General features: G+C 68.7%; 10 protein-coding genes. 5 read left to right on the top strand and 5 right to left on the bottom strand.

Annotated features, from left to right (window positions below; translation table 11 throughout):
• Positions 1-27: 27 nt before the first annotated feature.
• From ACIQTX_RS19355 to hisD (ACIQTX_RS19345), 3 genes are read right to left on the bottom strand one after another with little or no spacing between them, the layout of a single operon-like run.
• Complete coding sequence (locus ACIQTX_RS19355) at positions 28-783, bottom strand: HpcH/HpaI aldolase/citrate lyase family protein (protein ID WP_402975460.1); 756 nt, start codon at positions 781-783, stop codon at positions 28-30.
• Positions 783-1,541 (bottom strand): SDR family NAD(P)-dependent oxidoreductase, encoded by a 759-nt coding sequence (locus ACIQTX_RS19350; RefSeq protein WP_402975457.1) that lies wholly within the window; start codon positions 1,539-1,541, stop codon positions 783-785. The genes ACIQTX_RS19355 and ACIQTX_RS19350 overlap by 1 nt, the downstream gene beginning before the upstream one ends.
• Complete coding sequence (hisD, locus tag ACIQTX_RS19345; protein ID WP_402975454.1) at positions 1,538-2,866, bottom strand: histidinol dehydrogenase; 1,329 nt, start codon at positions 2,864-2,866, stop codon at positions 1,538-1,540. The genes ACIQTX_RS19350 and hisD (ACIQTX_RS19345) overlap by 4 nt, the downstream gene beginning before the upstream one ends.
• A gap of 101 nt (positions 2,867-2,967) precedes the next feature.
• On the opposite strand from hisD (ACIQTX_RS19345), the gene ACIQTX_RS19340 reads away from it, so the two are divergent.
• The 4 genes from ACIQTX_RS19340 (at position 2,968) to ACIQTX_RS19325 (ending at position 7,174) form a co-directional block, all read left to right on the top strand.
• Positions 2,968-3,969 carry a LacI family DNA-binding transcriptional regulator gene (locus ACIQTX_RS19340; protein ID WP_402975451.1) on the top strand — a complete coding sequence of 334 codons (1,002 nt, stop codon included), beginning with the start codon at positions 2,968-2,970 and terminating at the stop codon, positions 3,967-3,969.
• Positions 3,970-4,125: 156 nt separating this feature from the next.
• Positions 4,126-5,106 (top strand): ester cyclase, encoded by a 981-nt coding sequence (locus tag ACIQTX_RS19335; RefSeq protein WP_402975448.1) that lies wholly within the window; start codon positions 4,126-4,128, stop codon positions 5,104-5,106.
• 21 nt (positions 5,107-5,127) lie between these two features.
• A complete protein-coding gene (locus tag ACIQTX_RS19330; protein WP_402975445.1) occupies positions 5,128-6,297 on the top strand; it encodes a cupin domain-containing protein in 1,170 nt (389 codons plus the stop codon).
• Positions 6,290-7,174 carry a nitrilase-related carbon-nitrogen hydrolase gene (locus ACIQTX_RS19325; protein ID WP_402975442.1) on the top strand — a complete coding sequence of 295 codons (885 nt, stop codon included), beginning with the start codon at positions 6,290-6,292 and terminating at the stop codon, positions 7,172-7,174. Before ACIQTX_RS19330 ends, ACIQTX_RS19325 begins: the two co-directional genes overlap by 8 nt.
• A gap of 103 nt (positions 7,175-7,277) precedes the next feature.
• Here the strand turns inward: ACIQTX_RS19325 and ACIQTX_RS19320 are convergent, their stop codons facing one another.
• Positions 7,278-8,204 (bottom strand): LysR family transcriptional regulator, encoded by a 927-nt coding sequence (locus ACIQTX_RS19320; RefSeq protein WP_402975439.1) that lies wholly within the window; start codon positions 8,202-8,204, stop codon positions 7,278-7,280.
• A gap of 76 nt (positions 8,205-8,280) precedes the next feature.
• On the opposite strand from ACIQTX_RS19320, the gene hisD (ACIQTX_RS19315) reads away from it, so the two are divergent.
• On the top strand, positions 8,281-9,615 hold the full coding sequence (gene hisD / locus ACIQTX_RS19315; RefSeq protein ID WP_402975436.1) for a histidinol dehydrogenase: 1,335 nt from the start codon (positions 8,281-8,283) through the stop codon (positions 9,613-9,615).
• Between the two features lie 74 nt (positions 9,616-9,689).
• On the opposite strand, the gene ACIQTX_RS19310 is transcribed toward hisD (ACIQTX_RS19315), so the two are convergent.
• Positions 9,690-12,320 (bottom strand): hypothetical protein, encoded by a 2,631-nt coding sequence (locus tag ACIQTX_RS19310; RefSeq protein WP_402975433.1) that lies wholly within the window; start codon positions 12,318-12,320, stop codon positions 9,690-9,692.
• Positions 12,321-12,348: the final 28 nt, after the last annotated feature.

Here is a 12,348-nt window from a genome sequence, read left to right as displayed (position 1 = left end):
GCGCGGCGGGCGGGCGTGCAGCGGCGGTCAGTGTGCGGGCGACGCCAGGTCGGTCAGGTGCACGAGCAGTGACGAAGCCAGGTTGTAGACGACGAGGTCGGCGCCCGCGGCGAAGGCCGCATCGGCCGCGGCTCTCGTGCCGACGATGTCCATCCGCAGCGAGCCGGCGGCAGCGAGGGCCGCATGCACCGTGGAGATCGCCTCCGCGACAGGCCGGTCGTCGGGGGCCGAGCTCGCGGCGAGGTCGGCGGGGCCCACCATGATGCCGTCGAGTCGTGGCGTCGCGACGATCTCCTCGACGTTCGACACGCCCCGCGGCGACTCGATCATGCCGAGGACCAGGGTGTTCTCGAGCCACCAGTCGCGGTGCTCGGCGGGGTCGACCTGGCCGAACCGCCCGGCACGGCTGTAGGTCGCGAAGCCACGACTGCCGACCGGCGGGTACAGCGAGGCGTCGACGAGGGCCTCCGCGTCTTCGGGGGTGTCGAGGTGCGGGGCGAGAACACCCTCCGCACCCTGGTCGAGCACCCGCAGGATCTGCCCGCGGTCGCCCTCCCCGACCCGGACCATGGTCGGCACCCCGTGCACGGCCGCCACCGCGATGTGCTGACGCAGCGTGACGATGTCGGCCGGCCCGTGCTCGCAGTCGATCAGCACGAAGTCGAACCCGGCAACGGCGAGCATCTCGACGAGCTCCTCCGACGGCATGCGCAGCAGCGCGCCGATCAGCTTCTCGCCCTCGTTCGCTCGCTCCCGCAGCGAGGCGCGATCGCGCGAGGCCATCACGCCACCATCCCGGCCGAGAGGTCGACGTCAGCGCCGCACATGCCGGGCATCCCGAGCATCGCGACGACGGCCTGTCCGACCTCGGCCTCGGTGACCATGCGTCCGAGCGCGGCACGCGAGACGAAGGCCTGCTCGGCGTCGTCGATGCTCGAGCCGGAGCGCTCGGCTTCGAGGCGGAAGTTCCGCTCCATCCTGGGACCTGCGACCGGACCAGGCGAGAGCGAGTTCACGCGAACACCCGCCGGCCCGACCTCGAACGCGAGTGTCGACGTCAGGCCGATCACCGCCATCTTCGACGCGCAGTACGGGGTGCGGTGCGCGAGCGGGCGCTTGCCCGAGACCGAGGCGACATTGATCACGTCGCCGTCACCGCGCGCGATCATGCCCGGCAGCAGGGCCTTGCAGAGCAGAAAGGTGCCGCGCACGTTCACGTCGAACACCTCGTCCCAGTCGGCGACGTCGATGTCGGTGAGCGCGGCGACGGGGCCGGGGATGCCGGCGTTGTTCACGAGGATCGAGACTTCGGTGTCGCCGAGCGCTTCGCGCAGGACCTCGACGGATGCCGCATCCGACACGTCGCACGACAGCCCGCGCGCCCTCGACCCGAGCTCGGCCGCGACCGCGGCGAGCTTGCGCTCGTCGCGGCCGACCAGGATGACCTCGGAGCCTGCGGCGTGCAGCGACCGGGCGATGGCCGCCCCGAGTCCGCTGCCGCCGCCGGTGATCACGGCACTGCGGCCGGTGAGGTCGGTCATCGCGGCTCCGCGCCGACCGCGTGGCTCTCCTCGATCCAGGCGAACTCCGTGCCGGCGTGACGCCAGGCGCGGGCGTCACCGGAGCGCGCGTGCCCCTCGAACAGCTCGACCCGCGCAGCGCGACCGCAGACAGCGCCGAGCTCGGCGGACGACTCGGTGTTCTGCACCTCCTGGTAGGTCACCGTGCGCAGGTACTTGCCGACCCAGAGCCCACCCGTGTAGCGGGCGGCCCCCAGCGTCGGCAGCACGTGGTTGGTGCCGATGACCTTGTCGCCGTAAGAGACGCAGGTGTTCTCGCCGAGGAAGAGCGCGCCGTAGTCGTGCATCTTCGTCAGCGCCTCGCGCGGGTTCTCGGTGAAGATCTGCACGTGCTCGAAGGCGAAGCCGTCGGCGATGCGATATGCCTCGTCGAGGTCGTCGGCCACGATCACCTGGCCCCAGTCGCGCCAGGCAGGACCAGCGTAGTCACGCGTCGGCATGCCGGGGAGGATCTTCTCGATCCAGTCGATGACCTCCTCTGCGAGCTGCTGCGACGTGGTCACGAGCACGGCGGGGGAGTCGGGTCCGTGCTCGGCCTGCGACAGAAGGTCGACCGCCGTGAAGAAGGGGTCGGCATGCTCGTCGGCGACGATCAGGATCTCGGTGGGGCCGGCGAACAGGTCGATGCCCACCTCGCCGAACAGCTGACGCTTGGCCTCGGCGACATAGGCGTTGCCAGGGCCGGCGATCATGTTGACCGGCTCGATCGAGTCGGTGCCGACGGCCATCGCCGCGACCGCCTGCACGCCGCCGAGGAGGTAGATCTCGTCGGCACCGGCCATCTTCATGGCGGCGACGGTGGCGGCGGGGATCTCGCCGCGGATCGGCGGGGTGCACGCGACGACGCGGGGGACGCCGGCGACCTTGGCGGTGATGATCGTCATGTGCGCGGATGCCGTGAGCGGGTACTTGCCGCCGGGGATGTAGGCGCCCGCAGCCTGAACAGGCACGTGCTTCTGCCCGAGGAAGACACCGGGCAGCGTCTCGACTTCGATGTCGACCAGCGAGTCGCGCTGTGCCTGGGCGAAGCGCCGCACCTGCGACTGCACGAACTCGATGTCGGCGATGACCTGTTCGGGGAGGGTGCCGATGATCTCGGTGATCTCGTCGTCGGACAGGCGGTACGAGTCGCGGCTCCAGTTGTCGAACTGCTCCGCGTACCGCCGGACGGCGACGTCGCCGTTCTCGCGGATGTCGCCGATGATCGTGCGAACACGCTCGGCGACATCCTGCTGAGCGGTGTCCGCGAACGTCTTCGTCGGCGCGGTCTTCAGATGCAGGGGCATGGCCCATCCTTTCATTGCATACGTATGTGCTGATTATGACCGCGTATGCATTCCGGCGTCAAGGGCAGTAGAATCCCCAAGAATCGAGGGGGAGGCGTCGAATGGTCGTCACGAGTCGTGATGTGGCCCGGTTGGCGGGCGTCTCTCAGCCGACGGTGTCGCGAGCGCTGCGCGACGATGCGCGAGTCTCCGAGGCCACCAAGCTCCGTGTGCGCGAGGCCGCTCAGCTGCTCGGCTACGTGCCGAGCGAGGCGGGTCGAGCGCTCTCATCCGGTCGCACGCGGCGCATCGGCCTGCTGCTCACCGACCTCGACAACCAGTTCTATTCGCACATCATCGCCCCGGTGCACCGCGAGCTCGAGGAGCTCGGCTATCAGCTGATGCTGCAGACCGAGAGTGCCGACAACGACACGGTCGTCGAGAGACTCGTCGCGAACGGGCTCGACGGCGTGATCCTCGCGACCACCACGGTGGATTCGGTGGTGCCGTTGCGGCTGCGGGACCGCGGCCTGCCCTTCGTGTACTTCAACCGCACGGGCGCGATGGTCGATGCCGACGCCACGGTCGTCGACCCGGTCCCCGGGTATCGGGAGGCGGTGGCGCGGGCGGTGGAGCTCGGGCATCGACGTGTCGCGGCGGTTCTCGGCCCGAGCAACACCAGCACGGCGCAGAGTCGTGAGGCGGCCCTGCGCGACGCCCTTATCGCGAACGGCCTCGCGTTGAGCGAGGGCGACACCCGCCGGGTGCCCTACGACGCCGCCGAGGGCGAGGCGGCTGCGGCCGAGCTCCTCGCGGCGGACCCTCGCGCGACGCTGCTGTTCTGCGGCAACGACGTGGTCGCGTACGGCGCGCTCAACGCCGCCCATCGTGCGGGGCTGCGGGTGCCGGAGGATCTGTCGATCATCGGCTTCGACGATCTGCCGGAGGCGGCCTGGCCGCTGATCGACCTCGCGACCGTCGGCTACGACATCGCCGGCATGGCACGCGCCGCTGCCGGCCTCATCGTGCGTCGGATCGAGGATCCGACGGCAGAGCGTGAGAGCACCCGCTTCGGCTCGGCCTTCGTTCCGCGGCGCACTCTGGCGGCCGCGCCCTCGCACTGAGCTCGCGACCGCCCGCCCCGCGGCGTTCGGTCCACTGATGATCACGTGTGCGCTGAGATGGCTCTTGCGCCTCGCTGTGCATACGCATACACTGACGAAAACGAGGCCTGCGATCACGGATGAACCGCAGACTCTGATCTCGAAGGAGCGAAAAGCGTGTCTCTCGACCCGGTTGCCTATCTGCCGTACAAGGACCCCGACGACTTCATCCGCGAAGTCACCGACCTCATCTGGGTCGATCGGTCGATCCACTACATCCGTGAGAACTACGAGCCCGACTCGATCGTGCATGGCGGTCTCGGTACGTCCTCGAACCGCGATGAGGTGATCGAGGGATCGCTCATGCGCATCTCGGCGACCCCCGATCGCACCGGCCAGGCCGAAGACGTCATCTGGGAGCAGCGCGGCGACGACGCGTTCCTCAGCTCGCACCTCGTGCTCTCCGGTCACCTGCAGACCTCGGAGTTCAGCCGTACGATCGCCAACTGCCTGTACCGCCGAGGCCGCATGGTCGAGGAATGGGTCGTCCGTGACACCCTCGCCGGCCCGCTCGCCCGGGGCGAGGATCTCGACGAGGTCGCCAGAGCGCAGACCTTCCGCGGCTTCTCCGGTTCTTGGAACGAGCCCGCCCCCGTCGACCCGATCGCGAAGGGCGACTCCGGGGCCCGCCCGGATGAGTACCGCTCCGAGGTCGAGACCGTGATCGATCTGATCAAGACCGTGTGGAACGACCGCGACCTGCAGAAGGTCGAGAAGTTCTTCGAGCGCGACCTCGTGCTCCTGACGGTCGGCAACCGCCTGGTCATCCGTCCGGAGGGCTACCGTCGGGCGCTGCTGCGCTTTCTCGAGTCGTTCCCCGGCGGACAGTTCGAGATCCGTGACATCCAGACCAACTACGACGTGCGGTACGCGGGCCTGCGCGTCGCCGTCGTGTGGAAGTTCGTCGGCGACTACAACGGCGTCCCGAACTACGGCCCCCTCACCGGCAAGCCGGTCGACGTGCTCGGCATCTCGCAGTTCACGTTCCACAACGGAGCCCTCGTCAAGGAAGTGCGTCTGTGGGACGACATCGCCCTTCGAGCCCAGATCCAAGGCCAGCGAGACGACGAGCCCGTCGCTTTCGCCAACATCTACTGATTTCCTGAAGGAGAAGAAGAAATGAGCAACGCCATCGTCGACGCGGGCGACGTCATCGTCGACGCGAACGAGATCGAGCGACGGACGATCCGCCGCACCGACTGGGTGCCCTGCAACTCGGCGTTCATCGACTGCCGCACGCCGGGGTCCGACCGCAAGGAGAACTACGCCTTCATCGGCGCCGGTGTCTCCCAGAACGCGAACCAGTACGTGAACCTCGAGGAGAATCACGGGTTCAACACGGGCGCGGCCGGCATGCCGAACGGCATCTCGAACAACCTGCACCTGCACTTCACGGCCGAGGTCTTCATCAACCTCGGCGGCGAATTCCGCCTCCGCTGGGGCGTCGACGGCAAGCAGGGTGAATACATCAGCCACGACGGCGACATCGTCACCATCCCGACCTGGATCTTCCGCGGGTTCACGAACGAGGGACCGGACGAGGGCATCCTCTACACGGTGCTCGGTCGCGACGACAACGGCGGCATCATCTGGGGCCCGTCGGTGCTGCGCGAGGCGGAGTCCTACGGCCTGCACCTCACCGCCGACAACCAGCTGATCGACACGGTCGCCGGCGACGTGCTGCCCGACGACGTCGCGCTGATCACGCCGATGAAGCAGCACTACATCGACGAGCTCACGACGTTCACGGTCGAGGACATGCGCTCGCGCGTGATCCAGCCCGGTGATCGCAAGTACTCGGCCGCGGCATTGCTGTGTGCGGCGGTTGAGGGCGGTCGCGTCGAGCTCGCCACCGCGATCGGCTACGGCATGAGCGAGAACCGTCGCCAGGTGCCGAACGTGCACGAGCCCCACTCCTTCAACCTCGCGTGGGTGAAGGCCGAGCCCGGCCAGGGCGTGCTGCGCCACCGTCACGACAAGACGCAGGCGCTGCTGTTCAAGACCGGTCGCTGGGAGGTCACGCTGAACGACGACTCGACGACGACCGTGAACCTCGGCCCCGGCGACGCCTTCTCGGTGCCCGAGGGCGCATGGCGCTCGTACACCTGCGTCGAGGGCGACGAGAGCGGCACCGGCACGGTGCTCGTGATCAACGGCGGTGACGACCGCGTCTACCTCGAGTGGGCACCGGAGGTCGTCGAGGCGGCCGCAGCGGCCGACTGGACGATCGACCCCAACGGCTATCTCGCACCGCTCGGAGTGATGGTGACCGCCACCGAGGATGACTGAGAACCATGGAGCGCGAGGGGCCGATGGCTCCTCGCGCTCCGGCGTCTCCGCTGCCACCGTGTCTGTTGCTCCGCTCTCAGCCGACGAGATCAGGGCCATGGCCCTTTCGCCGGAGATCGTGCTCGGCGACGTAGACGGCAACCTCGCCCGCATCCGGGATGCTGTCGCGGCAGCCGCCGCGCGGCGTGCTCGGCTCATCGTGCTGCCCGAGCTCGCCACGAGCGGCTACGTGTTCGCCGATCGGGATGAGGCGTGGGAGGCGGCGATCGCCGCCGACGATGATCGTTGGGAGGCGGTGCAGGAGGTCATCCCCGACGATGCGGTCGTCGTGGTCGGCTACGGGGAACGGGCCGACGACGAGCTCTTCAACACCGCCGCCGTGCTCACGCGCACCGCGCGTCTGGCCGACTACCGCAAGTCGCACCTGTGGGGCACGGAGACCCTCGTCTTCGACCGCGGGTCGGAGGCCGGCGTCGTGGTCGACGCTCCTTTCGGCCGGCTCGGTGTGGCGCTCTGCTACGACAACGAGTTCCCCGAAGTGCCGCGCAAGCTCGCGCTCGCCGGGGCCGACGTCCTGGCGCTGCCCGTGAACTGGCCGCTCGTGTCGCGGCCGGAGGGGGAGCACGCCCCCGAGCTCATCCAGGCGATGGCCGCCGCTCGATCGTCACGGCTCCCGGTGGTGATCGCCGACCGTTGGGGGTCGGAGCGGGGCGTCGACTGGACCGACGGCACCGCGATCATCGATGAGCAGGGATGGATCGTCGCCTTCCGCGCCGTGATGGGCGCCACCGCGCAGCTGTCGCTCGCCGCCGCCCGGGACAAGGCGCTGGCTCCGCACAACCACCTCTTCGAGGACCGTCGGGCCGAGCTGTACTGAGTCTCGGCGTGGTGCGTCGTGGGAGGAGAACTCGGCGTCGGGAGGAGCCTCCGGACGCCAAGCTCCTCCCCACGGCGAGAACTCCTCCTGACCGTGAGGGTGTTCAGTCGAGCGGAGTGCGTCCACGGTGCTCGGGAAGCCGCTCGCGCAGCATCCGTTCCGCCAGTTCGGCGAGCCGTTGCGTCGCCGGAGACAGCAGCATCCCTTCGCGTTGCACGAGCGCGATCGTGTCGTGCATCGGCTCGTCGAACGGGAATGTGCGGATGCCGGCGGGGAAGCCTTCGGCCTCTGCGATCGAGCGGGACACGATCGTCTCGGCCGTGCCGGCGGCGACCAGGTCGAGCGCGGTCTCGACGTGCTCGACCTCGATGGCCGGCTCGATCGAGAGCCCCTGCAGGCGGGCGCGTTCGAGCAGCTGCCGCCGGGTCGGGTCATCCCAGCCGGCGAACGCGTCATAGAGCACGAGCTTCGCCTCGACAACCTCGTCGATCGTGACGGAGCCGGCGCCCGGGTCGCGCGTGGCTGAGGCGTAGAGCACCTCGTCGCGGAACAGCGGGCGCACCTCCAGTCCGTCTTCGTCGACCGGCAGCACGAGCAGTCCTGCCTCCAGCTCGCCGTTCGCGATCGAGCGCGCGACGTGCGCGGAGTTGATGCCCACCAGGCGCAGTCGCACGTTCGGGTGGCGGTGATGGAAGGTCTCGGCCAGGTCGGCGAGGGTGTAGTACGCGGCGTTGCGCAGCACCCCGAAGGTGCAGGTGCCACGATCGAGCGAGGTCAGCGCCTGGATCGTGTCGATGCCGTTCTGCACCGCGCTGACGGCCTGGGTCGCGTGCGGGCGCAGTTCGAGCGCGGCCGTGGTGGGCACGAGTCGGCGGCTGCCGCGTGTGAACAGGGCGACGCCGAGCTCGCGTTCCAGGCGTGCGACGAGCTCGGAGACCGACGCCTGCGTCATCTCGAGGTGCACGGCCGCGGCGGTGAACGAGCCGTGTTCGAGGGCTGCCAGGAAAGCGGTCAGCTGGGTGATGGTCACAGCCAATGGTAAACCCGATGGAAAGGTACGTATCATCAGGCTTGCCGGATGGCTGCGGCGGATCTAGCCTTCCTGCATGCGTTACTCCTCAGCAGTGCTCGCCCGCTTCGACGGCGCGTTCCACCACCTCAAGACTCCGCTCATCGACGCACCGGCCGCCCAGAGGGATCCGGCCGTGATCGACACGGTCACCACGATGCTCGCCGACATCCGCGAGCGCGGCATGGACGCCGTGCTCGACTACGCCCGAAAGCTCGACAACTACCAGGGCGCCGACATCGAGCTCACCGCCGAGCAGATCGCGACCAGCGGCGACCGCCTCGCCCCCGACCTCCGTGCCGCGATCGAGCTGGGCGCCGAGCGCACGCAGGCGTTCGCGCGGGCCTCGCGGGAGCACCTGACCGACTTCGAGACCGAGTTCGTGCCCGGCATCGTCACCGGTGCCAAGTACATCCCCGTCGCCCGCGTCGGCGCGTATCTGCCGGCCGGACGCTTCCCGCTCACCGCGAGCGCGTTCATGACGGTCGGTGTCGCGAAGGCGGCCGGCGTGCCCACGGTGATCGCGTGCACGCCGCCGCAGCCCGACGGGGGAGCGAACGATGCGGTCGTCTATGCCGCGTACCTCTCCGGTGTCGACCGGGTGTTCGTGATCGGCGGCGTGCAGGCACTCGCCGCGATGGCGTACGGGCTGCTCGGTGAACTGCCCGTCGACATGCTCGTCGGGGCAGGTAATGCGTTCGTCGCCGAGGCCAAGCGGCAGCTGTTCGGCGCCGTCGCGATCGACCTGCTCGCGGGACCCAGCGAGGTCGCCGTGATCTCGGACGAGACGGCCGACCCCGAGCTCGTCGCGGCAGACCTGCTCGGTCAGGCAGAGCACGGGCCGAACTCGCCGGCCGCGCTCGTCACCACTTCGGAGGAGCAGGGTCGTGCCGTGATCGCCGCGATCGACCGGCAGCTGGAGACCCTCGCGACCGCGGAGATCGCAGGAGCCGCATGGCGCGACTACGGCGTCGTGACCGTCGCGAAGGACCGCGAGACGGCCGTCGCCCTCATGGACGACCTGGCCCCCGAGCACCTGGAACTGCTCACCGCCGACGACGACTGGTACCACGAGAATCTGCGCAACTACGGATCGATCTTCCTCGGCCCGTGGAGCACGGTCGCATACTCCGACAAGGGAATGGCCGGCACGAACCACGTGCTGCCGACCGCCGGCGGCGCAAAGCACAGTGCCGGTCTGTCGGTCTCGCGGTTCCTGAAGCCGCTGACCTATCAGCGCATCACCCGGGAGGCGACGCCCGAGCTGGCCAACGCCGTACAGGTCATCTCCGACTCGGAGGGCATGGCGGCGCACAGTGCGACCGCGACCCTGCGCCTGGCCGCGCTCGATGCGGCCTCGGTGGTCGGCTGACCCATGCGGCATCTTTGATGCCGCATGCCCGTCGCAGAGCGGAGTGCCGGATGGCGGATGGGCATCCACGTCGCTCACTGCTGTTGTTCGAGCAGACCCAATCTCTGTGCGCGCGCCAGCGCCGATGCCCGGTCGCTCACGCCGAGCTTCCCGTAGATGCTCACGGTCTGCTTCTTGATCGTGTTCACCGAGAGGGTCAGCGCCTCAGCGATGACGGGAATGGTGTCGTGGAGGAGCATCTGCCCCAGCACCACCTCTTCCCTCGATGTGAGGGCGATGAGCTCGCCGCTTTCCGGGTAGCCGCCTCGGATCGTGGCGAGCAGCGCCTCCTCCTCCGGCCGCAGCGTGATTCCGCTGAGCTGGAGGAGGAGGTCGCGAATTCCGGCCGGCATCGGTGCGTGGGGCGCGAGCGTGTTCGCCTTCTCTGCGAGTTCATGCGCATGCGCAAACGCCTTCACGGCATCCTCGGGGTGTCCCAGAGCGAGGTCAGCGGTCGCGGCGATCAGAAGCAGGTCGATCCGATCACGGGGCGTCGTCCCTGTCCGCCACGCGCCCGCACCGGCGAGGCTGTGCGCCCCGGCGGCGTTCCCGGCGATGAGTTGGAGGCGCGCCCTCGGTACGGCGAGCCATGGTCCATCCGTTTCCACCTCCGCCAGATGCCTCTGGGCGCGGTGGAGCTCCCCGAGTGCGAGGAGGAGGTCAGCCGTGCATCTGTCGACGATGCGTCTTGCGGCGCTGTCAGCCCGTAGCACCTCAGGATGAGACGCCGCGAGGCTCTTCAGCGTGGCCAGTGCCCCCATCGGCTCGCCGAAGAGAAGGGCGTGCTCGACCATCGCACTCGCGAGAAAGGCCCACATCTCGATCGGCTGCTCCGGATCCCCCGCCAGCAGGAGCGCCTCAGCGGCCCCGTCCTCGTCCAGTCTGTCGAGCGCACGATGGATGCGGGCTATCCGTGCGGGGAGCGCGACGAGGTGCGCGACCCACTGGTCAGCCATGTCGAACCGGCTGTGCTGGACGAGCCAACGTTCTGCCTTGATGGGTTCCCCGTCGAGCGCGTGGATGAGCGCGAGCTGTGCGGAGGCGTTCGCTGCGACGAAGTTCGTCTCGACCCGGGCGGAGGCGCTGAAAGCGCGCGCCGAGATTTCGGTGGCGCGCGTGGTCTGCCCCGCCAGAAGGCACGTCATCGACCATTGCATGAGAAACCATGCGAGCTGCGCGGCCGACGGCTCGGGCTCGCCCAGCGTCCGCCGAGTGATTCGCTCGGACTCGACGCGCAACGCGACCTCGAGAGCCTCGCGGAGGAGGCCGTCCGAGCGCAGTGAGACCATTCCGGCTGAGGCCGCTCCCAGAGCATCATCCACCGAGGTCGTCGAGCTCAGTTGGTTCAGCCTCCGCTGCCCCGCCGTCGCATATGCGCGGATCAAGACCGATCGTTCCTCCTCATCGGGATGATTCATCAGACTGCTCACGACCGCTACGGGAATCACCAGCGAGGGGAAGGCATCCACAACCTTCGTGGGGATATGGCCGTACGCACCGATCGCCGCAGCCCGGAACTCGAACGTGAGCCGCAGCGCGTGCTTCGCGTAGAGATGGGCGAGGAAAGTCCAGTCCTCCCCGCGCCGAGCGTGCAGGAGCGCCTCACCGAGCGACTGCGCCTCCCCCTGCTCTGCGAAATGAACGGCGAGTTGCCGATGAGCTTCCTTCGCCTCACGCGGGTACTGCGCCTCGTAGGAATCGACCAGCTCGCCGCGAATCGGGGCAGGGAATGCCCACCTTCTCTCGCCTTTGCTCCGCATCGGTTCAAGAAGCCCCGCACGCTCCAGCCCGTCGAGCATTTCGCGCGTCGGCGTCGGCGTCGGCGTCGGCGTCATCAAGGGAGCGCGCTTGTGCACCGTCACCTTCAGCCCGAGAAGGAGGTCGGCCCGTGCGGCCGTGATCGTCTCGGGGAGGGACAGAAGCCCGAGCTGCACCGGGAAGGCGGCCTCATCGACGTCAGGCAGCACGACTGCGCGAATGAAGCGACGCGCGCGCTCGCTCAGCGAAACCGCGTCCCCTGTGCGTCTGCTGTCGAGGGCAAGCTTTGCCGGGGTGAGCCACCCACCCACAAGGCCATGGAGCTGTCGTGCCTCATCCACACTGAGAGGGTGCCCCCAAGCGCGCGCGAGTTCGACGAGTTCGAGGGGGTCCGCCGCCAGATCGCCCGCAGACAGCACATCGATCTCGATCCGCCGGCCCTCCGCAGCGGCGATGAGCGGATGCCGAACTCGGCTGATCACGACGACGTGCAGCATGAAGTCATGATCGAGCAGCGCGCAGAGATCGTCGATCGCCCGGGCATGCGTCAGGTGGTGGGCGTCGTCGATGACGACGATCAGGCGTGCTCGCGCCGTTCGATGGGCTTTCGCCTCCTGCAGCACGGCATCGAGCACGTTCTCCGAATCGCCCGTGGCGGTCGCCGTCACCCACAACACGGTCGCCCCACGCGACTGCTGACCTCGCGCCCAGGCGCCGACCAGAGCAGTCTTCCCGAAGCCGCTCATCGCATGCAGCACCGTAACTGCGGCGAGCCGGTCGAGCCTCTGAACCAGACGCTCACGCGTGACCAAAGAGGCTGCCAATCGGGGGACCCGAAAAGGAGGGAGACCGCGCTCCTTCGCGTCGGTGGCTGCCTCGACCACCGACTCCGGCATCGCCGCTGACATTGCTCTCCCCGCCTGCACGCCGTCCAGC

The organism is Microbacterium sp. NPDC090281 (assembly GCF_044769635.1).
Taxonomy (GTDB): Bacteria; Actinomycetota; Actinomycetes; order Actinomycetales; family Microbacteriaceae; genus Microbacterium.
The sequence above is the reverse complement of the archived record's forward strand: the minus strand, read 5'-3'. Positions and strand labels throughout refer to the sequence as shown.